Genomic DNA, 20,480 nt, shown 5'->3' with positions numbered 1-20,480 from the left:
CGGGGAGCTGCCACGCCAGCTCGCGGTCGACGGTCACGCGGGTCGCGGTGCCGGGCAGGATCAAGGTCATCCGCTCGTACGTGGTCACGAGCGTCAGCTGGAACTCGCCGGTCACGGGCGGCATCGCCGCGGCGGCCAGCAGGCTCGACGCCAGGTCGCGGGTGGCGGGGTCGAGGCGGTCGGCGCTCCCGGCGTACGGGAAACGGCTCTTGACCGTGGTGTTGCGGGCCCCGCGCGTCTTGAGCTCGACGAACTGCTGCCCGGTGTCGAGGTAGCCGCGGACCCGCAGCTTGAAGCGCCGGCGCCGGCGCCGCGCCGAGGCCAGGTAGCTGTCCAGGCCGGGCGTGTCGAAGTACGCCGAGCGGTAGGCGAACCGGCGCCGCCCGTCGATCTCCAGCACCCGCGTCCCGGTCGGCAGCGCCCTGAGCAGCACCGGCAGGTCCGCGCCGGGCAGCAGGTACTTGCGGTCGGTGCGGGTCAGCAGCTCCGCCCGTGCGAGCAGCTCCGCCAGCCCGATCGGCGCGAACGGCGGCACGGTCCGATCGAGCGTCATGACGGGCCCGTCCGGGCGTAGCGGACCTCGGCGAGGGTCGTGTCGTTGACCAGGTCGACGTGGCGGACGACCAGGTTGACCACGCGGGCGCCGAGGACGCCCTCCAGGTGGGTGCGCAGGGCGTCCTCGTCGGTGTAGGCGGTGTCGAGCTGCATGGTCTGCTGCCGGTAGCGGCGGAACAGCGCCGGGTGGTCGCCGAGGAAGAGCCCGGCGACCACGAGGGCCATCAGCGCGCCGCTCAGCAGGTCGATCGAGCCGCTCAGGCCGGCGATGAGGCCGAGCGCCAGGGCGGCGAAGTAGTACGCCAGCTCGTGCTGCGCGATCTCGTCCGACCGCAGCCGGATGATCGACAGCACGCCGAACAGGCCGAGCCCGAGCCCGGCGCCGACGGTCGACGAGCCGAGCACCATCGCCGTCGCCAGCACCCCGATGTTGACGCCCAGGAACGCCACGACCAGGTCCCGCCGATGATGGCGCGGGAAGTACACGGCGAACGTCAGCACGGCGATGGCCACCAGGTCGGCGCCGACGGCGAGAAGTTGATCCACGGGCCTCACTTCACCGCACGAACCTGTAAACCGCCTGTACGCCGCCTGTCCATTTCTCGTTCACCTACGGCAGGCGGTCACCGGTGTTGCTGAAGGCGGTACGGGCCGCGGTGGCTGCCGGAACCGGCGCGCCAGGGCAGCCGCCGTCGATGCGGCCCGTCGTGAAGTAGGCGACGAGGTCGGCGGCGCACGCCGGTTCGTTGAGGACCGAGCCGTGCACGTCGTCGTCGACGGTGTAGACGCGGCCGCCGGCCACGGCCCGCATCTGCGGCGTCCACTCGTACGGCGACGGCGTCTCGTACCGGTGGCCGGAGAGCACCAGGCTGCTGCCGCCGTGATGCAGCCGCACGGGCTGGACCGGCAGCGGCCATCCCGCGCAGCCGGCGTCGAAGTCCCCGCTCGCCCGGCCCGTGAGCGGGTTGTCCGCGAGCCGGCGCCGATAGGCGGCCCAGGCGTCCTCGAAGCCCAGCCGGCTGGGGTCCTCGTTGCAGAAGGCGGCGTGGCCCATCGTCTCGTTCCCGCGCTCGGGCAGGTCGGCGGGCGGCTCGGACGGCTCCTCCGGCTCGCCGGTGACCTCCTTGACCGTCGGTGGCGCGGTGGGGCCGGTCGCGTCGCGCAGCTCCGCGAGCACCTGGGCGGCGAGGGGCCACACCGGTGCGCTCTGGCTGGCGGCCAGGGCGACGAACCTGCCGTCGAACGGCATCGCGACATCGGTGAACTGCCGGGGGTGCGCGTCGTAGTCCTTGCGCACCGCGATCAGGGCTTCCCGTACCTGCTCGGGGGTCGTCCCGAAGCCGTAGCGGTCGTCGCGCTCGGCCGTCCACGCCGCGAAGCGCAGGGAGTTGCGCTCGGCCGCCGCCGCCCGGACCTCCCGGAAGGTGGCCAGGTCGAAGCGGGGGATGGCCACACTGTCGAGGAACATCCGGCCGGCGGACGCGGGGAACAGGTCGCGGTAGACCACGCCGAGCCAGGTGCCCCAGGAGACGCCGACGAAGTGCAGCTTCCGCTCGCCCAGGCCGGCCCGGATGCCGTCCAGGTCACGCGCGACGTTCGCGGTGGTCAGCGAGCCGAGGAAGGCGGGATCCGAACGGCCGCACTCGGCGTTGACGCGCACCTGGAGGTCGTACACCCGGCGGGCCTCGGCCTTGGTGGCAGGCGGGGCGGGCTCCTCGGCGGGCGGCGTGCAGTCCGTCTTCGTGCTGTAGCCGACGCCGCGCGGGTCGAAGCCGATCAGGTCGTAGCGCTCGTGCAGGTCGCCGGCGGCGCTCATCGTCAGCAGCTCGACGGGCATGAGATAGCCGCTGCCGCCGGGGCCTCCCGGGTTGAGCGCCAGGCTGCCGAGCCGGCGGGCCTGGTCGGCGGCCTTGAGGCGGGTGAGCGCGACGGTGATGTGCCGGCCCCGCGGCCTGTCGTGGTCCAGGGGCACGCTGACAGTGCCGCACTCCAGGCGGGCCAGCAGCTCCCGGAACCGGTCGAGGCGGTCCGGCGGGGCCATGACCCGGAGTGCTTCCTCGGAGTAGGTGGGGCAGGCTGTCCAGTGGACGGTCGCCTGTGGACGGGGTGCCGCCGTGGCGGGCGTACTCGCGATCAGTGTGGTCAGGCCGAGCGCCGCGGCGACCACCGCTCTCCATCGATTCATGTCGTCAGTCTGCGGACCGCGCGCGCTGCCGGCGTCTGTCGCGAGAGGTGTCCGGAATACGTCTGAAGACAGATTCGCCGGCACCCCGCGGGATCGTAGGCTCGGGCTCGTGAACAGCGTACGCACGGTCGTGCAGGACGCAGCCCTGGCCGCCTTCCTGGTGGCGGCCGGCGCCGGCGGAGACCACGCGACGCTCTGGTGGGCCGCGACCGGGCTCGCCGGGGCGGCGGTCGCGCTGCGCCGCCGCCGGCCGTTCCCGATGCTCGCCCTCGTCTGCGCCGCCGCCGTGCTCCATCTGGCCGGGTCCGTGCCGCTCACCATCGTGGATCTGAGCGTGCCGATCCTGCTCTACACGGTGGCCGCCCGGCACGGCTGGGCCTTGTCCCTGCTCGGGCTCTCCGGCGCGTTGGTCCTCGCCGTGGCGTCGAGCTCGTTCGCCGTCGGCAGGACCGAGCGGGTGCCGCCGCCCCCGCCGCCCCCGCTGCCCGCCCCCGTCGGCTTCGAGGCGCCCGCGGACGATTGGACCATCGCCTGGGACGATCTGCCGGGGATCGCGCTGCTGCTGATCGCCGCCTGGGCGATCGGGTCGGCGACGCGCAGCCGCCGGGCGTACGTGGCCGAGCAGCGCGCCCGCGCCGACGACCTGGAACGCGAACGGGGACAGCAGGCGGTGCTCGCGGTGACCGCCGAGCGCGGCCGGATCAGCAGGGAACTGCACGACGTCGTCGCCCACGGCCTGTCCGTGATGGTCGTCCAGGCCCAGGGCGGCGCGGCCGCGCTCGACAACCGGCCGGCGGACACGCGCGCGGCCCTCGACGCCATCATCCGGACCGGCCGCGAATCCCTCGCCGACATGCGCCGCGTCCTCGCCACGGTGGGCGACGTCGACGACGCCTGGCATCCCCAGCGCGGGCTGGGCGTGCTGCCCGGGCTGCTCGACGAGGTACGGGCGGCGGGCACCCCGGTCCGGCTGAGCGTCGACGGGACGCCGGTCACGCTGCCGTCCGCCGTGGACCTGGCGGCGTACCGGATCGTGCAGGAGGCGCTCACCAACGTCCGCAAACACGCGGGCGGCGGGGCGCGGGCGGAGGTCGTCATCACGTACGCCGCCGGGGGCATCGTGATCGAGGTCAGCGACGACGGCGCCGGCTGCCGGCCGGGCGACGGGCGCGGCCAAGGCCTGCGCGGGATGCGGGAACGCGTCCGCGTGCTGGGCGGCCGGCTCGACGCCGGCCCGTCGGCGGGCGCCGGCTTCGTGGTCCGCGCCAGGCTGCCGCTGCCGGAGGTCCGCCCATGATCAGCGTCGTCCTGGCCGACGACCAGGCCCTGGTGCGCACCGGCTTCCGCATGATCCTCGAGAACGCCCCCGACATGCACGTGGCCGCCGAGGCCGGAGACGGCGCCGAGGCCGCCCGGATCGCCCGCGAGCTGTCCCCGGACGTCGTCCTGATGGACGTCCGCATGCCCGGCACCGACGGCGTCGAGGCAACCCGCCGCATCTGCGCGTCCGCCACCCCCACCCGGGTGCTCATCCTGACCACCTTCGACCTCGACGAGTACGTGTACGCGGCGCTGCAGGCGGGAGCCAGCGGCTTCCTCCTCAAGGACACCCTCGCCCCGGACCTCCTGTCGGCGATCCGCATGGTCGCCCGAGGCGACGCGGTCGTGGCCCCGGCCGTGACCCGCCGCCTCCTGGACCGCTACGTCGCCCCGGCCGCCGCGCCCGCCGCCGGCCCCGGCCCGGACCCCCTGACCGACCGGGAACGGGAGGTCCTCGGCCTGATCGCCCGCGGCCTGTCGAACGCGGAGATCGCCGCCCGCCTCCACCTCTCCGAAGGCACGGTCAAAACCCACGTGAGCCGGGTCCTGACCAAACTGGCCCTGCGCGACCGCGTCCAGGCCGTCGTCTACGCGTACGAAACCGGCCTCGTCCGCGCCGGCTCCTAGAGGTACGGGTCGCGGCCGGGGCTGCGGACGGCGTCGGCCGCGGACTCCGCGATCTCGGCGGCGGCGCCGTCGAGGACGTAGACGCGGGTGATCGCGTTGCCGCGCGGCTCCAGCAGGCCCGAGCGCGTCAGGGCCTGGATGTCGCGGATGGCCTGGCCCCGGCTGAGCCCCTCGTCGCGCTGGTAGGTGACACGCCGGACCTCGCCGACCGCGGCGGCGTAGAGGGCGGAGACCGTGCGCTCCGGAAGCCCTCGCTCGTCGGCCAGCCGTGCCAGGTCGTGCCACAGGTGCACGGTCCAGTCGGCGCGCCGCTGCACGCGCTGCGCCTGCCGGTGATGCGCCGTGAAGACGAACCTGAGCCAGGAGTGGGCGTCGCGCTCCGGCTGGAAGGTGCCCTGCTGGACGGTTCGGAGGGCTTCGTAGTACTGGACCGTGTTGACCTGCTCGCCCAGCCACTCCTCGATCGAGGAGAACTCGGGCGCCAGCTCTCCCGTGCGCGCCAGCACCAGCGCGTGCAGCGCCCGCGCTGTCCGGCCGTTGCCGTCCCGCCACGGATGGATGCCGACGAGGTTGAGGTGGGCCATCGCCGCGCGGGCGTAGGGCGGGCAGTCGAGGTCTCCGCCACGCAGCCACTCGACCAGTTCGCCCATGAGCCCGGGGACCGCATCGGCGTCCGGCCCGGTGTACGCGGGCTCAAGGGGGTCGGCGCTGGTCACGTAGACGCCGCCGGCGCGGTAGCGTCCCGGCCACTTCGCGGGCTGATACTTCGTGATCATGAAGTGCAGCGTGGACAGCAGCGTTTCCGAGTAGTCGAAGAAGGGCATCGCCGGCGTCTGTTGCACGTAGGTCATCGCATCGCGATAGCCCGTGACTGCTTGCTGCGTCTCCTCGCCGGCCGCAGCGGACAGGGGAGCGTGCTCGACCAGGGCGCGAGCGTCCGAGTTGCTGATCGTGATGTTCTCGATGGTGTTCGAGCCCTGGATCGCCGCCGCGAACAGGCTGCGGCGCAGCTGGATCTCCCATCGGGGCTTCCTGCGGAGAAGCGCCGCCAGTTCGTCGCGCATCTCGTCCAGCTCGGCGAGGACTCGGTGGTCGGTGTCATCCAGCGGCGGGGTTGCGACGAGCACGCGCGGACGCTAGCGCTCCCGTGGCGGGGCAGTTGCCGAGACCCGGCGCGCGGTGGCGAGGAAGCGGCGCTCCCCGTCCTCGTACGCGGTCAGGGTCCAGCCGGTCGCGGCGGTGAGCGCGCGCAGGGGCCCCTCGGCCAGCGGCTCGCCGGGGCGCAGCGCGTGGCCGTGGCGGGCGGCGAGGGCGGCCCGGCCGATGGGGTGGAAGAGGATCAGCGTGCCGCCGGCGCGGGTCACGCGGGCGAGCTCGGCGAGGCCGGCGGCCGGGTCGGGCAGGTGGTTGACGAGGCCGGCGGCGAAGATGACGTCGGCCGTGGCGGTGGGCAGCGGCAGCTGGCTCGCGTCGGCCAGTGCCAGCAGGGCCCGGGCGGCGGTGGCGCGGGTGGCGGCGACGGCGAGCATCTCCGGGGTGATGTCGAGGCCGAGGACCGTGCCGGTGGGGCCGACGGCGTCGCGCAGGACGGGGAGGGCCCGGCCGGTGCCGCAGCCGACGTCGATCGCGGTGCCGCCCGGCGGGGGTGGGGCCGTGGCGATCGCGGCGGTGTAGGCGGGCAGGTCGTCGCCGAACCTGCTGTCCCAGCGGGCGGCGCGCTCGGCGAAGAACGCCTGGGTCTCGGTGCGGTCCCTCATCCCGTCATCATGCATCCCCGCGTTTATCCGGCGCTTATGTCGCCGTCCGTACGGTCCCCGCCCATGACCGTCCTCCTCGAGCGTGCCCCCGGCCGGGCTGTCCCCGCCGCGCCGGAACCCAAGAAGACGCACCTGGTCGCCTTCACGGCGTACCTGGCGCTCGGTGTCGTCGTCATGTGGCGCTTCCTCGAGGCGCCGGGGGAGCGGGTCTCCTCGCACCTGCCCGCGGACCACACGTGGTTCGAGTGGCTGCTCGCGCACGGCGCCCACGTGCTCCTGCACGGCGGCAACCCGCTGTTCTCGGCGACGCAGAACACCCCGTACGGCGTCAACATGATGGCCAACACGTCGGTGCTCGGGGTGACGCTGCCGCTCGCGCCGCTGACGTGGCTCGCGGGGCCCCGGGTGACGTACGTCGTCTGGCTGATCCTGGCGACGGCCGGCACCGCCGCGACGACCTACTGGGTCCTGCAGCGCCATGTCGTGCGCTCCCGCGTGGCGGCCTTCGCGGGCGGCGCGCTGGCCGGTTTCGCGCCGGGCGTGATCCACCACGCGAACGGCCAGCCCAACTTCGTGTCGAACTTCGTGCTCCCGCTGATCGTGGCGGCGGTCTTCCGGCTCGGCGCGACCACGAGGTGGGTCCGCGACGGCGCGATCCTGGGCCTGCTGGTGACCTGGCAGCTCTTCATCAACGAGGAGCTGCTGCTGGTCACCGCGCTGGCCTGCGGGCTGGGCACGCTGCTGCGCCCCCGGAACGCCCTGACCAAGCTCAAGCCGCTGGGCGTCACCGCGCTCGTGGCGGGCGCGCTGTGCGCCTATCCGATCTGGTTCCAGTTCCACGGGCCGCAGACCTTCATCGGGATGCCCGCCTTCACCACGTGGGGCGAGGACCCCGTCACCTATTTGACCTTCCCGCGGGACAGCCTGGCCGGCAGCCCGGCGGGGGAGGCCGCGCAGGGCGGCATCGAGCAGAACAGCTGGTACGGCTGGCCGCTCACCCTCCTCCTGATCGTCCTTGTCGCCGTGCTCTGGCGCCGATCCGTCGCCGCGCGGGTGGCGGGCTGCGTGGCCGTGATCTTCGCGGTGCTCTCGGCCGGCCCGGTGGTGCGCATCGCCGGCGAGAACACCGGGCACCGGGGGCTGCTGGCGCACCTGCCCGAGCACCTGCCCGTGTTCAACCTCATGATGCCGAGCAGGCTCACGTACGCGGTGACCGGCGCCGCCGTCCTCCTCGTCGCCCTCGCCTGGGACCGGCTCAAGCCGTCCCGTGTCTTCGTCGCGGCCGCGCTGCTCCCGCTGCTGCCGACGCCGTTGCCGGCCATGCCCGAGCGGCCCGCGCCGGCCTTCGTCACCAGCGGCGCCTGGCGCGAGTACGTCCAGCCGGGCGGCACCCTCGTCCCGGTGCCGCTGCCGAGCAACTGGCTCGGCCGCGACAGCCTCGGCTGGAGTGCGCAGGCGCGGCAGGAGTTCACCGTGCCGGAGGGCTACTTCCTGGGACCCGGCCCGGACGGCAAGGGTCAGATGGGCACCACGCACCCGAGCCGCCTGACCCAGCTGGTGACCGGGGTGCAGATGTCCGGGAAGACGCCGGAGCTGACCGCGAAGGACAAGGCCGCCGTACGCGCGGATGTCGCGAACTGGCACGGCGAAGCCCTCGCCATGCGCGCCGACCAGTCCAACGCCGGGCTGCGCTACCTGATCGCCCAGGTCTACGGCGATCCGGTCACCGTCCGTGACGCGTGGGTCTGGCAACCATGACCTCACAGGTTCTTCATAGCGATCATGGCAGCATGGCGCCCGTGCGAGTACTGGTGGCGGACGACGAGGAACTGCTGGCCGACATGATCGCCGTCGGGTTGCGGCGCGAGGCGATGGCGGTCGACGTCGCGTACGACGGGGCACAGGCCCTGGAGAAGATCACCGTCAACCGGTACGACGTCGCGGTGCTCGACCGGGACATGCCGGGCGGGTCGGGGGACGACGTGTGCCGGCACGTCGCCCGTACGGGCGGGGGCACCCGGGTCCTGCTCCTGACCGCCGCCGCCGGCATCTACGACCGCGTCGAGGGGCTCGGCCTCGGGGCCGACGACTATCTGACCAAGCCGTTCGCGTTCGCCGAGCTGGTGGCCCGGGTGCAGGCCCTGGCCCGGCGTACGGCGCCCGCGCTCCCGCCCGTCCTCGAGCGCGACGGCATCGTGGTCGACGTTGCCACCCGCACGGCGACCCGAGACGGGCGCCCGCTCGCGCTGACCGTCAAGGAGTTCGGGGTGCTGCACGCGCTGATGCGGGCCCAAGGCCAGGCCGTCACCACCGAGGACCTGCTCGAACAGGTCTGGGACGAGCACACCGACCCGTTCAGCAACGTGGTCCGCGTGACCGTCTCCACCCTGCGCCGCAAGCTGGGCGACCCGCCGGTCGTGCGGACCGTCCCGCGCGCCGGCTACCGCATCGGCCTGTCCTGATGGGCCTGCGCCTCCGCCTGCTCGTCGCCGCCGTGGCCACGGTGACGCTGGTGCACGTCCTGCAGTTCCTCTACAGCCGGCTCGGCTGGTCCTGGCTCTACTACTATCCCTGCGTCGCCGACGTCGACGGCCTGCCCTGCCGGATCACCCGGAAGGTCCCCATCTTCGACCTCGCCGGGTACGCGATCATCCTCGCGGTGTCGCTGCTCGTGCTCGTGCCGCTGGGCTGGTGGGTCCTGGCCCCGATCCGCCGCCTGGTGCCGGTGGTCGACCAGCTGGGACCCCAGAACCTCGGCTATCGCGTACGCCCCGGGCGGCGCGGCCGGGCCGAGGACAAGCGCCTCGGCCGGGCCCTCGACGCGATGATGGACCGGATCGCGTCGGGCTACGAGGGCCAGCGCGCCTTCGCGGCCAACGCCTCGCACGAGCTGCGCACGCCCCTCGCCCTGCAGCGCACGCTGATCGAGGTCGGCATGGCCGAGCAGCTCACCCCCGAGCAGTCCGCCCTGCTCACGAGCCAGCTCCTGGCCACCAACACCCGCAACGAGCGGCTCATCGAGGGCCTCCTGGTGCTCGCCCAGGCCGACCAGGGGCTGGCCGCCCGGAACCCCCAGGACCTCGACCGCATCACCCGGGACGTCATCGACGCCAACGCCGCCTTCGCCGACGCCAACGACGTCAAGGTCAGCACCGCCGTCTACCCCTGCCGCGTCCCCGGCGACGGCATCCTCCTCGAGCGCCTGGTCCGCAACCTGGTCCACAACGCCACCAAGTACAACCACCCCGGCGGCACGGTCCGCGTCACCGTCGACGGCCTGCTCATCGTCGAGAACACCGGCCCGCTCGTCCCGCCCGAGGACGTCGCCCGCCTCTTCGAGCCCTTCACCCGCCTCGCCGCCACCCGCATCGACCACAGCGGCGGCAGCGGCCTCGGCCTGGCCATCGCCCGCTCGATCGTCCAGGCCCACGACGGGACGATCACCGCCGACCCCCTCGAGGGCGGCGGCCTGCGCTTCACCGTCCGCTTCCCGGCCGCCTGACCGGCCGCACAAGGCGACGGGCCCAGAACTGCTGGAGCCCCAGCGGGCGAGCAGCACCGCGGACACAGCGACGCGGATGACATCGATTGGCTCCTATGTTCGGTGCGGGATTGGCTCTTCAGGTGGCCGGGGATCGCCTCTACGGTCGGTCGCAGGAACGTCGATCCTGATGAGGGGAACATCATGATGCGTCACCTGATGCGCGCCGCCACGGTCGCCGCGACCACGGCAGCAGTCGTCACCGCAACCGCCGTCTCGGCCCTGGCGGCGCCGTCCACCGCCGCCACGGACTCCTCGTTCGATGTGTGTGGAGCCACGTGCCTGGGCGAGACGTGGGGGTCCATCACCTGGTACAACCGGACGGCGTACGTGAACGGCTATGTCTGGGACAGCGGCGCGGGCAGCGCGACCGCCCTGTTCGAGGCGTTCGCCGGCGACACGAAGATCGACACGGAGACGCGGACCGCCAACGACGAGAGCGACCTCGGCACCCTCCGGGCGTTCGACTTCACCATCGGCGATCCCGACCTCGTCGGCGGGATCAACCGGATCCGGGTGACCGTGTGCCGGAACTACCAGACGTCCAGCCAGCTCTGCGGCGACCCCGAACACTTCTATCGCTGATCAGCCCCGCACCGCCGACGCGGTCAGGCGGCCGTCACGGTGGCCGGTCAGCAGCCAGGGGCCGGCGCCCGGGTCGACGGTCGTGACGGCCGAGGGATGGTCGGGCAGCCCCGGCAGCGTCCCGTGCCACGCGGCGGTCGCCTGGTCGTGCCGGTCCACGCGGCCGTCGCGGGTGCAGGTGAAGGCCAGGCCACCCGCGACGACCGCGCTCTGCACGGCACCCGCTCCGGGCGCGGACCACTGCGCCACCACGCCCTTGCCCGGGGAGATCTCCTTCAGGCCGTGCTCGCCCGCCAGGAAGACCTTCCCCGCGTACGCCCACAGCCGCTCGACGTAACCGTCCTGCTCGTGCCGCCGGCGGACGCCCCCGCGCGCGCCGGTGACCAGGAGCTCGCCGCGGTGGCCGGCCAGCAGGTGACCGCCCCCGGGCAGGTAGGCCGCCGCCCGCACCGGACCGCCGCCCACCCCGAGCACGGCGCCCGTGGCCGCGTTCACTTCCAGGGCGCCCGCGTCGGTGGCCAGGAGCAACCGGTTGCCGCCCGGGTCGGCGACGATCGTGTGCGGGGCCGCGGGCAGCCACGTCGCCCAGCAGCGGCGGCCGTCGGCGTCCAAGCGGAAGGCTCGCCCGTCGGCGGTGGTGCCGACCACGCCGCCCGGGACGGCGGCGACGTGGCGGGTGGCGCCGAAGCCCGTGCCGTGATGGTCCTCGACCGTCAGGGTCCAGGCCAGGTCGCGGCCCAGGCGCACGCGGCCCACGCCCGCGTCGGTGGCCACGTAGGCGACGGCCGGGTCGTCGACGGCGGCCTGCACGTCCCAGATCGTGCGGAAGTCCAGCTGGGTGGCGACCGGGGCGGCGGCGGAGAGGGGCGGTGTGGGGACCGGGACGCGGGGGCCGTCGTCGACGATCGACAGCACCGAGCCGGTCCGGGGGTCGACCGTGGCGTGGCACATCCAGGTGCCGCGGACGAAGCGGACCATGATCGTGCCGCGGCCGCGGGCGGTCTCCGTGCGTGCCTCGATCAGGCGACCGCCGCCGGCCTCGCGGAACACCTGCTCGACCGCGCGGGCCGTGCCGATCGGTGCCGACGCGCGTTGCGCTGCTCCCGGCATGTCTGCCTCCACTCGACCGCCCGGTCGGGGGATCAGCCTCCGCCCCGGGAAAGCGCCCCCGACTCCTCCGTACTCAGTACTAGATGCCCGCAAGCCCGCGAACGTCGCCGTTCGCGGCGGACTGTGTCCGGACCGGGCCGTTGTCTGCCCCTGCGTACCCGCCGGGCTACGATTCTCCGCGTGCGAAAGGTGACCCGGCGTTCCGCGTTGTGGCGGGCCGACCTCGACGGCGGGATCTGCGCGGCCCCCGAGGAGTGCGCCGGGGCGCTGGCGGACCGGGCGGACGTCACTCTCGCGCTCGAGCACCGGCTGTACGGGCGGGCGGCCGCGAAGCGGGTCTTCGCGACGACCCTGCGGCAGGACGTCGAGTGGCAGTTCGACGGCATCGCGTGGCCCGAGGACGTGCAGGTCGGCGTGCTGGTCACCGTCACGTGGCCGGGCGGGGCGGGCGCCGACGTGCAGGTGCGGACCACGCCGCTCGACGAGCCGGTGCGGGTCGACGGCGTCCCCTACTACCACGAGTACGACCCGAAGGTGGTCACCCGCGAGTTCGCCGACGCGGGGTCCAACCGGGGCAAGGTGCTGGCGGCCGTACGCAGGCTGGGCCGGGTTTTCTCCGACGGCAGTGCCGTGCTCGCCGAGGACGGCCTGGGCACCCGCGCCGGGCTGGGTCGCGGCGCCAAGGGGACGTTCCTGCTCACCAACGCCGTCGACCAGCTGCTCCGCGAGGGCTATCTGACCCGCGTGACCGGCAGCGTCGACAAGGCGGGCTACCCGTCCTATCCGGCGGTCGAGGGGCAGAAGCCGGCCGAGATGCTGTTCTACGCCCCGCTGGTCGAGGAGGCGGAGCTCTGGGACGACGAGGACGCCTCGGGCCGGCGCGAGCACTGGGTCAACGGCTTCGTGCGCAAGCTGCCGCCCGGCGCCCACCCGTCGGAGCGGCAGCTGTCGCTGGCGGACGAGCAGGTCGGGCCGCTGGAGCCGGGCTTCACGTACGTGCAGAAGCACCACCGCGCCGGTTGATCACACCTCGATCCGCGACCCCATGATCACCGTACGGTCGCGGGGCAGGCCGAAGTAGTCGGCGGCGTCGGCCGTGGCGTGCGACGTGGCGATGAAGAGGCGCTTGCGCCAGGGGGCCATCGTGCGCGCCGGACCCGCGTGCAGCTCGATCTTCGACAGGAAGTAGGACGCCTGGTCGAGGTCGAGCTGCCCCTCGGTGGTCTCGGGGTCGAGCATGGCCAGCGCGCCCGGCACGTCCGGCGTCTCCACGTAGCCGTAGCGCACCACGACGTGGAAGATGCCGTCGTGGGCGTACCCGAGGTCGTCGATGACGATCCGCTCGTCCTCCGGCACCCGCGGCACCGGCTCGGTCTCCAGCGACATGATGATGACGTGCTCGTGGCGCACGTGGTTGTGCTCGACGTTCGCCCGCATGGCCAGCGGCGCGGTCACCTTGCCGCGGTTGAGGAAGACGGCCGTGCCCGGCACCTGCCGCGTCACCGAGGTCCCGGTGCGGATCTCGTCGATGAAGCCGAGCAGCGGCCCCTCGAGGCGCTCGCGCTCGTCGGTCACGATCCGGCGCCCGCGCTTCCAGGTCGTCATCAGGGTGAAGGCGGTGAGCGCGATCGCCAGCGGCAGCCACGCCCCGTGCACCAGCTTGGTGAGGTTGGCGGCCACGAAGAGCAGGTCGACCAGGAGTAGCACGCCGGCGCCGGTGCCGATCAGCCACCGCGGCGTGCCCCACTGGCGGCGGGCCATGTAGAGCGACAGCAGGGTGGTGATGGTGATGGTCCCGGTGGCGGCCATCCCGTACGCGTACGCCAGCGCGGCCGAGCTGCGGAAGGCGAACACCAGCGTGAGGACCGAGACCATCAGGAGCCAGTTGATCCACGGTACGTAGATCTGGCCGATCGACGACTCGGAGGTGTGCGCCAGGCGCAGCCGCGGCAGGTAGCCGAGCTGCCCGGCCTGCGACGCCACCGAGAAGGCGCCGGTGATCACGGCCTGGGAGGCGATGACCGTGGCGGCGGTCGCCAGCAGCACCAGCGGCAGCCGCGCCCAGCCCGGCGCCAGCAGGAAGAACGGGCTGCTGATGCTGGCGTGGTCGGCGATGATCAGCGCACCCTGGCCGAGGTAGCTCAGCGTCAGGGCGGGCAGCACCAGGAACAGCCAGCCACGCGAGATGGCCCGGCGGCCGAAGTGGCCCATGTCCGCGTAGAGCGCCTCGGCGCCGGTCACGGCGAGCACGATCGCGGCCAGCGCGAAGAAGGCGATGCCGAAGTGCCCGGCCAGGAATCCGATGGCGTACGTGGGGGAGAGCGCCTCCAGGATCGCCGGGTGCCGCACGACCCCCCTGACCCCGAGCGCGCCGATGACGACGAACCAGGTGATCATCACGGGCCCGAAGACCCGCCCGACCGCGGCCGTCCCGTGCCGCTGCACGGAGAACAGCGCCACGATGATGACCGCCGTGATCGGCACCACCCACGAGGCGAAGGACGGCTCGACCACCTCGACGCCCTCCACCGCCGACAGCACGGAGATCGCCGGCGTGATCATGCTGTCGCCGAAGAACAGCGACGCCCCGAAGATGCCGAGCAGCGCCAGCAGCAGCGCCGTCTTGCGCCCCGCCGCGGAGGCCCGCCGGCGCAGCAACGCGATGAGCGCCATGATGCCGCCCTCGCCGTCGTTGTCGATCCGCATCGCCAGCAGCACGTACGACACCGTCACGATGATCATCACCGACCAGAAGATCAGCGACACCACGCCGTACACGTTGGCCGTGCTGACCGGCACCGGGTGCGGGTCGTCGGGGTCGAACACGGTCTGCAGGCTGTAGATCGGGCTGGTGCCGATGTCCCCGAACACCACCCCCAGCGCCCCGACCACCACGGCCAGGCGCACCCGGTCGCGCCCGCGCCCCGCCGTCCGTTGCTCCTCGGCCACGGTGGATCCCCCCGACTTGATCAATACGCTCGGGCGCGACCCTACCCCCGGGAGCTCCGCCCGGCGCGGCGAACCGCCTGTCGAGGTGCCCGGTGCGGGCGGTAGGTTGGCGCCGTGGACAGGCTGCCGGACGTGCGCTTCGCCCGGACCGAGGACGGCGTGACCCTGGCCTACCAGGTCTTCGGGCAGGGGCCGCCGCTGGTCTGGATGCCGTCCCTGAGCAACATCGTCGCGCAGTGGCGGGTCCCGGCCCTGCGCGCCGCCTACACCGAGCTGGCCCGCCACCTCACCGTCGTGCTCTACGACGGGCGGGGGACGGGCGGCTCCGACCGGCGGATCGACCTCGGGGACCTGGGCCTCGAGGCACACCTGCGCGACCTCCGGGCGGTGCTGGGCGCGGCGGGCCTGACCCGGGTGTCGCTGCTCGGCTACTACCACGCCATGGCGACGGCCCTCGCGTTCGCGGCCCGCCGGCCCGCGGCGGTCGAGCGGCTCGTGCTCTTCGGCGGGGCCCCGCGGATGCGCGAGGCGATGACCCCGGCGCAGACCCAGGCGCTGCTGTCCCTGGTCGACCAGGACTGGAACCTCTTCGCCGACGCGGCCGCCACGGCGTGGCTCGGCTGGGACGCGGCTCCCTCCCACCGCTTCATCGCCGAGGCGTTCCGGACGGCCAGCAGCGCGCCCGTGGCGAAGGCCTGGTTCGAGGCGGCGCGGCGCATCGACGTCACGCCGGAGCTGCCGCACGTACGGGCGCCTGCCCTGGTCCTGCACCGCCAGAGCGAGGCGCAGATCCCCGTCGAGGTGGCCCGGCGCCTCGCGGACGACCTGCCGGACGCGCGCCTCGTCGAGCTGCCCGGCTCGACGCCGACGCTGTTCATCGAGGACACGGCCGCCGACGTGCGGCTCGTGACGGAGTTCGTGACCGGCCGCCCGCTCGCCGCCGGCCCGGGCCGGGCCGGCCTCACACCACGCGAGCAGCAGGTGCTGACGCTGCTCGCGGCGGGCGACTCGAACAAGGAGATCGCCCGCCGGCTGGGCATCGCGGTCCACACCGTGGAACGTCACCTGGCGGCGATCTACCGCAAGACCGGCGCCCGGGGCCGGGTGGACGCCGCGCGCCTGACGGAGATCCGGCACGGGCACTGACGGATCTCCGGGACGCGGCGGCGGCCTCGGCCCGGCCACGATGAGACACATGAACGCCTTCGTCCGCGCCACCACGCCCGCCGTCCGCGCCTTCGCCGGCCGCCGCTGGTTCCCCGCCTACGCCGTCGTCCACCACCGCGGCCGCGTCACCGGCCGCGCGCTTGCCGTGCCGGTCGTCGTCATGGCCCGCGACGACACCTTCGTGATCAACCTGCCGTGGGGCGCCCGGACCAACTGGGTCCGCAACGTCCTCGCCGCCGGCCGGGCCACCGTCCGCTGGAAAGGCGCCGACCACCCCGTCACCGACCCCCGCATCATCGATGCCGCGGCGGCCCGCCCCTACTACTCCCGGCTCAGCTGGGCGGTCGCGCGTGCCCTCTTCCCTGCCGAGGACTGGCTCCGGCTGCGCCGCGCCTGACGGTCACTCTCCCGTACGGTGCCGGCCCTCCAGCATGTCGTCCAGCGGCAGGGGCGCGGACCGCTGCGCCGCGGCGGTCGTGGTGACGCCGGCCCAGCGCTTGAGCATGGCCGTCGCGGCGGCGTTGTCGGCGGGGGACAGGCGGGCGATGTTCGCGCCGTGGTTGGCGCCCGGGGCGACGTAGCGGGCGGAGTCGCGCGGGCTCGGGGTGAACCGCTCGGCGCCCCACGGGTCGTTCTCGCCGTAGATGAAGAGCATGCGCTGCGCGGCCGTACGCACCCACAGGTCGACGTCGACCATCGGCACCGGGTGGTGGGGCCGCCGCAGCTCGGCGGGGAGCGAGGCGTTGGCGGTGTAGAGGCCCGGGTAGTGGCGCAGGCCCCGCAGGTGCTCGAACTTCAGGCTGGGCCAGCCGAGCTGCGACGCCGCCTGGAAGTAGTACGGGAAGTAGTACTCCAGCGACTGGTCGGTGTAGAAGCTCCAGCCGGCCACGCCGTCGATCCAGGCGTACAGTTCGTCGTCGGTCGCCGTGGTGGCGGGCACCGACGCGCAGTCCGCGAGAGTCGAGTACTGCCAGAAGGCCCACACCGTGTCGAGGACGGTCATCTCGAAGGAACGGTCGGCCGTGCCCAGCGTGTTCGTGAACGTCCAGCCCTGCTCGGCCGCGGCGGCGGCCACCCGGGGCACGAGCCGGTCGCGCCGCTTGAGCGCCTCGCGCTGGACGTTGTCGAGCGCGGTGCGGCAGGCGGGCGTACCCACGGTGTCGAAGAATGTGTCGTAGGCCGAGTCCGCGGGGTTGATCACGTCGTCGGGCGCGACGTAGGCCACGACGCCGTCGACGTCGCCCGGGTAGAAGCGGCGGTGGTAGACCGAGGTCATCCCGCCCTTGCTCGCGCCGGTCTGAATCCACTTCGCGGCGTAGATGCCCTTGAACGCGGTCACGATCCGGTGCTCGTCGGTCGCCTCCTGCCAGATGGTCAGGTCCGACCAGTCCGCCGGCTCGGGGCGCGACGGCGTGAAGAAGCGGTGCTCGACCGAGATCTGGTTGGCCCCGAGGATCGCCGTCGGCTCGGTCTGTGCCGGCCGCGGACTGGCCGCCAGCCCGTACCCGCTGGTGGCGAGCACGACCGGCGCGTCGCTGGACCGGTGCAGCAGGGTGAGCCGCTGCTCATAGCTGCCCTGCCGCGGGTGCTTGTGGTCGGCCGGCTGCCGGTAGGTGAGCACGAAGAACCGGTAGCCGCTCCCCGGCGTCTCCGACACGACGGTCAGGCCGGGAATCGCGTGCAACTGGTCGAGCAGCGGATCGTCGACGGCGGCGCGCGCCGGCGCCGCGGGGGAGACAATGACCAGCAGGGACGCGAGGGCGGCCACGACGCGACTCTTCACGCCGTCACCATATCGACTCCCGGCGATTCCCGGCGGGAAAAACCCGGCGGGTTTCCGGTGTCGCGGCGGCGTTCGCCGGTGGTAGCCGCTTCGCGGAGCGCCGATGCTGGGCGGCATGATCGAAACTGAAGTGGTCGTCGTCGGCGCCGGCGTCGCCGGACTCACCGTCGGCAATCTCCTGCGGCGCAACGGGATCGGGTGCGTCGTCCTGGAGCGCCGCAGCCGCGAGCACGTCGAAGCGCGCCAGCGGGCCGGCACGCTCGACACCCGGGGCGTGCGGCTGTTCCGGGAGTGGGGACTGGCCGAGATTCTGGAGGACGGCCCGACTCCCGAGGTGGAGGGCGGCTTCTTCCTCGACGGCCGGGCGATGCCGATCGAGGCCGGCGGGGACGACGACGAGAGCATGTTCATCCCCCAGCAGCTCCTCGTCCGCCGGCTCGCCGCCATCTTCCTGCGCGAGGGCGGCGACATCCGCTACGAGGTGGACGTCGCGCTCGACGACGTCGTCGGCCCGAATCCGGTCGTGCGCTTCCGGGACTCGGGAGGGGCGGGCGACGTCATCCGCTGCGACTACGTCGCCGGCTGCGACGGCGATCGCGGCGTCAGCCGGGCGGCGATTCCCGCCGGCGTGCTCACGCGGTACGCGCACGAGTTCCCGTACTCGTGGCTGAGCGTGCTGGCGGCTGTGCCCGGCACGATCTCCGGCATGGCGATCCACAGCCGGGGTCTGGCCGGTCTCATTCCCCGGGGCGCCGACAACAGCCGCATCTATCTGCAGTGCTCGCGCGACGACACGATCGCGGCGTGGCCCGGCGACCGGATCTGGGACGAACTGGAAAGCCGCTTCGGCCGGTCCCTGGGCCGGGGCGAGATCCTCAGCAGGGAGGTGGTCGCCCTGCGCAGCGTCGTTTACGAACCCATGCAGCACGGCCGGCTCCATCTGCTGGGCGACGCCGCGCACATCGTCCCGCCGATGAGTGCCAAGGGCATTCACCTGGCTCTCTTCGATGCGGAGACGTTCGCCAGGGCGGTCATCGCGCGGCTTCGGGACGACGATCCGAGCCTGCTCGACGCCTATTCCGAGACGTGCCTGCACCACGTCTGGAACTATCAGGCCTTCGCCGCCTGGATCACCGGCGTCATGCACGACGCCGGCGACCCGTCCTTCGAGGGCGAGTTCCGCAAGCGGGTGGCACGGGCGGAGTTGCGCCGGCAGTTCGAGTCGGCGGCGGCCGGCCGCGTCTTCGGCGAACTCACCTCGGGTGTCGCCTGAGCTCGGTCTGATACCGGCCCGGGGTCTGGCCGACAACCTCGGTGAAGGCCTCGATGAAGCTGGTCGGGTTGGACCAGCCGCAGGCGAGGGCGGTGTCGGTGACCGAGCGGCCGGCGCTGAGGTGGATCAGGCCGTGGTGCAGGCGCAGCACCGTGCGCCAGCGGTGGAAGCTCATGCCGAGCTCGGCGTGGAACAACCGGCTGAGGGTACGTTCGCTCGCCCCCGCGGCCCGGCCCAGCTCGCCCAGGGTCGCGTTGTCGCCGGGATCGGCGTGCAGCCGGTCGGTGACGGCGCGCAGCCGGTCGTCGCGGGGCTCGGGCAGGTGCAGCGACTGATCGTCCGTCTCGGCCAGCTCGTCGACGGCGACCGCGCGCAGCCGGTCGTGGGCGCCGGGGCGGGTCTCCGGCCGGCCGGTCAGCGTCAGCAGGATCTCGCGGAGCAGGGGGCTCACGGCGAACACGCGGGGGCGGGCCGCCAGCTCGCCGCCCAGGCCGGCGGGGATCGCGACGAGCCGGATGTCGGTCTCGCCGTAGCCGCGGTGTGCGTGCGGGAAACCCGGCGGCGTCCAGGTCACCCGGGTGGCGGGCGCCACCCAGGTGCCGCGCTCGGTCGTGGTGGCCAGGGCGCCGGTCGCCGCGTACACCAGCTGCCCCTGGGTGTGGTGGTGTGGCTCCATCCGGAAGCCGTGCGGCAGCCGTCCCGCGCCGCTCGGCACGGGGTCCAGCAGCCGGGCCGTCATGTCCGGCTCAGTTGGCCTCGGCCTTGCCGGCTCGCCAGTAGCCCATGAAGGCGACCGAGCGCCGGTCCACGCCGCACTCGGCCACGAGGTGGCGGCGCAGGGTGCGGATGACGGCGGCCTCGCCGGCGAGCCAGGCGTAGAAGGAGCCGGTGTCGGTGAGCGGCTCCGGGACCTCCCAGAGCATGTCGTGGTCGACGTCGATGTCCTCGAGCTCGCCGACCGGGCCCGCGGGGCGTTCGCCGAAGAAGCCGCGGGTCGCGCGGCGGACGGCGGGGATCAGCTTGTCGCCCTGGGCGGCGCCGTTGCGGGGCAGCCAGGTCACGCGTACGCCCGGAGGCGCCACCAGGTCGAGCATGTCGCCCGTCTCGGGGACCTCGAGCAGCGCCTCGCCCTTCGCGTCGGGGGCCAGGCGGGCCAGGATCGAGGCGATCGCCGGGACGGCCGTCTCGTCGCCGCCCAGCAGCAGGCAGCCGGTGTGCGCGGGCGGGCGGAAGTCGATGCCGCCGTGCTCGCCGGGGTGGTCGGCGTTGGGGCCCAGGACGCACATCTGCGAGCCGGGCGCCGCCGTCTCGGCCCAGGCGGAGGCCGGCCCGGTGGCGCCGTGCAGCACCATGTCGATGTCGATCTCACTGGCGGCGGGGCGCACGGCGCGGATCGTGTAGGTCCGGATCGGGTTGCGCAGCTCGTCGGGCAGGGAACGCCACTCGGTGTACCACTCCGGGCCGGTCGGCACGTGGGCGAGCCCGGCGCCGGGGAGCGGCGGGATCAGCTTGATGCGCTGGTCGTACCCGTTGTCGGCGAAGCGGTCGACGCCGGGGCCGGTGAGCGTCACCCGCAGGAAGCTCGGGCTGAGCCGCTGCACGCGCCGCACCTCGGTCATGAAGAACCG

General features: G+C 73.4%; 20 protein-coding genes. 10 read left to right on the top strand and 10 right to left on the bottom strand.

The window, feature by feature from the left end:
- The 3 genes from RBH18_RS14390 to RBH18_RS14380 form a co-directional block, all read right to left on the bottom strand.
- Positions 1-553: VTC domain-containing protein (locus RBH18_RS14390; protein ID WP_306207817.1), on the bottom strand; the 553-nt coding region annotated here is incomplete at its 3' end.
- Positions 550-1,101, bottom strand: coding sequence for a DUF4956 domain-containing protein (locus tag RBH18_RS14385; protein ID WP_306207815.1), 552 nt, complete (start codon positions 1,099-1,101; stop codon positions 550-552). The genes RBH18_RS14385 and RBH18_RS14390, both read right to left, overlap by 4 nt.
- A gap of 64 nt (positions 1,102-1,165) precedes the next feature.
- Positions 1,166-2,740, bottom strand: coding sequence for an alpha/beta fold hydrolase (locus RBH18_RS14380; protein WP_306207813.1), 1,575 nt, complete (start codon positions 2,738-2,740; stop codon positions 1,166-1,168).
- Positions 2,741-2,849: 109 nt separating this feature from the next.
- On the opposite strand from RBH18_RS14380, the gene RBH18_RS14375 reads away from it, so the two are divergent.
- Together RBH18_RS14375 and RBH18_RS14370 are read left to right on the top strand one after the other, a co-directional pair.
- Positions 2,850-4,037, top strand: coding sequence for a sensor histidine kinase (locus tag RBH18_RS14375; protein WP_306207811.1), 1,188 nt, complete (start codon positions 2,850-2,852; stop codon positions 4,035-4,037).
- The gene (locus RBH18_RS14370) at positions 4,034-4,687 is read left to right on the top strand and encodes a response regulator (RefSeq protein WP_306207809.1); all 654 of its coding nucleotides are present in this window, start codon (positions 4,034-4,036) and stop codon (positions 4,685-4,687) included. Before RBH18_RS14375 ends, RBH18_RS14370 begins: the two co-directional genes overlap by 4 nt.
- Here the strand turns inward: RBH18_RS14370 and RBH18_RS14365 are convergent.
- Together RBH18_RS14365 and RBH18_RS14360 are read right to left on the bottom strand one after the other, a co-directional pair.
- Complete coding sequence (locus tag RBH18_RS14365) at positions 4,684-5,814, bottom strand: Fic family protein (protein WP_306207807.1); 1,131 nt, start codon at positions 5,812-5,814, stop codon at positions 4,684-4,686. The two genes, RBH18_RS14370 and RBH18_RS14365, sit on opposite strands and share 4 nt — an antisense overlap.
- 9 nt (positions 5,815-5,823) lie before the next feature.
- A complete protein-coding gene (locus RBH18_RS14360) occupies positions 5,824-6,444 on the bottom strand; it encodes a class I SAM-dependent methyltransferase (protein WP_306207806.1) in 621 nt (206 codons plus the stop codon).
- Positions 6,445-6,507: 63 nt separating this feature from the next.
- Between RBH18_RS14360 and RBH18_RS14355 the strand changes: the two genes are divergently transcribed.
- The 4 genes from RBH18_RS14355 to RBH18_RS14340 all read left to right on the top strand — a co-directional run bounded on the left by RBH18_RS14355 (position 6,508) and on the right by RBH18_RS14340 (position 10,570).
- Positions 6,508-8,202, top strand: a complete 1,695-nt coding sequence (locus RBH18_RS14355; protein WP_306207805.1) for a hypothetical protein — start codon at positions 6,508-6,510, stop codon at positions 8,200-8,202.
- A 41-nt stretch (positions 8,203-8,243) separates the two neighbouring features.
- Positions 8,244-8,906 (top strand): response regulator transcription factor, encoded by a 663-nt coding sequence (locus tag RBH18_RS14350; RefSeq protein WP_306207803.1) that lies wholly within the window; start codon positions 8,244-8,246, stop codon positions 8,904-8,906.
- Positions 8,906-9,946 carry a sensor histidine kinase gene (locus RBH18_RS14345; RefSeq protein WP_306207801.1) on the top strand — a complete coding sequence of 347 codons (1,041 nt, stop codon included), beginning with the start codon at positions 8,906-8,908 and terminating at the stop codon, positions 9,944-9,946. The genes RBH18_RS14350 and RBH18_RS14345 overlap by 1 nt, the downstream gene beginning before the upstream one ends.
- Before the next feature lie 183 nt (positions 9,947-10,129).
- Positions 10,130-10,570, top strand: coding sequence for a hypothetical protein (locus tag RBH18_RS14340; RefSeq protein WP_306207799.1), 441 nt, complete (start codon positions 10,130-10,132; stop codon positions 10,568-10,570).
- Here the strand turns inward: RBH18_RS14340 and RBH18_RS14335 are convergent, their stop codons facing one another.
- Positions 10,571-11,680: a hypothetical protein gene (locus RBH18_RS14335; RefSeq protein WP_306207797.1), complete on the bottom strand. Its 1,110-nt coding sequence runs from the start codon at positions 11,678-11,680 to the stop codon at positions 10,571-10,573.
- A 180-nt stretch (positions 11,681-11,860) separates the two neighbouring features.
- Between RBH18_RS14335 and RBH18_RS14330 the strand changes: the two genes are divergently transcribed.
- Positions 11,861-12,703, top strand: a complete 843-nt coding sequence (locus RBH18_RS14330) for a hypothetical protein (RefSeq protein ID WP_306207795.1) — start codon at positions 11,861-11,863, stop codon at positions 12,701-12,703.
- On the opposite strand, the gene RBH18_RS14325 is transcribed toward RBH18_RS14330, so the two are convergent.
- The gene (locus RBH18_RS14325; protein WP_306207793.1) at positions 12,704-14,629 is read right to left on the bottom strand and encodes a potassium transporter Kup; all 1,926 of its coding nucleotides are present in this window, start codon (positions 14,627-14,629) and stop codon (positions 12,704-12,706) included. It lies immediately after the preceding gene.
- A gap of 114 nt (positions 14,630-14,743) precedes the next feature.
- On the opposite strand from RBH18_RS14325, the gene RBH18_RS14320 reads away from it, so the two are divergent.
- The gene (locus RBH18_RS14320) at positions 14,744-15,775 is read left to right on the top strand and encodes an alpha/beta fold hydrolase (protein ID WP_306207791.1); all 1,032 of its coding nucleotides are present in this window, start codon (positions 14,744-14,746) and stop codon (positions 15,773-15,775) included.
- Between the two features lie 49 nt (positions 15,776-15,824).
- Entirely contained in the window at positions 15,825-16,193 is a 369-nt protein-coding gene (locus RBH18_RS14315; RefSeq protein WP_306207790.1) for a nitroreductase/quinone reductase family protein, read from the top strand.
- A gap of 3 nt (positions 16,194-16,196) precedes the next feature.
- Here the strand turns inward: RBH18_RS14315 and RBH18_RS14310 are convergent, their stop codons facing one another.
- A complete protein-coding gene (locus RBH18_RS14310; RefSeq protein WP_306207788.1) occupies positions 16,197-17,579 on the bottom strand; it encodes a S28 family serine protease in 1,383 nt (460 codons plus the stop codon).
- A 115-nt stretch (positions 17,580-17,694) separates the two neighbouring features.
- Here RBH18_RS14310 and RBH18_RS14305 point away from each other — a divergent pair, with 115 nt between their 5' ends.
- Positions 17,695-18,852, top strand: a complete 1,158-nt coding sequence (locus tag RBH18_RS14305) for a 4-hydroxybenzoate 3-monooxygenase (RefSeq protein ID WP_306207786.1) — start codon at positions 17,695-17,697, stop codon at positions 18,850-18,852.
- Here RBH18_RS14305 and RBH18_RS14300 read toward each other — a convergent pair.
- Both RBH18_RS14300 and RBH18_RS14295 read right to left on the bottom strand, forming a co-directional pair.
- Positions 18,833-19,591 (bottom strand): helix-turn-helix transcriptional regulator, encoded by a 759-nt coding sequence (locus RBH18_RS14300; RefSeq protein WP_306207784.1) that lies wholly within the window; start codon positions 19,589-19,591, stop codon positions 18,833-18,835. The two genes, RBH18_RS14305 and RBH18_RS14300, sit on opposite strands and share 20 nt — an antisense overlap.
- 7 nt (positions 19,592-19,598) lie before the next feature.
- Complete coding sequence (locus tag RBH18_RS14295; RefSeq protein WP_372338914.1) at positions 19,599-20,471, bottom strand: siderophore-interacting protein; 873 nt, start codon at positions 20,469-20,471, stop codon at positions 19,599-19,601.
- Between the last annotated feature and the right edge of the window lie 9 nt (positions 20,472-20,480).

Source organism: Actinoplanes oryzae, from assembly GCF_030757795.1.
Lineage (GTDB): Bacteria > Actinomycetota > Actinomycetes > Mycobacteriales > Micromonosporaceae > Actinoplanes.
Note: the sequence above shows the minus strand (reverse complement) of the source record. Positions and strands in the feature narration are given on the sequence as shown.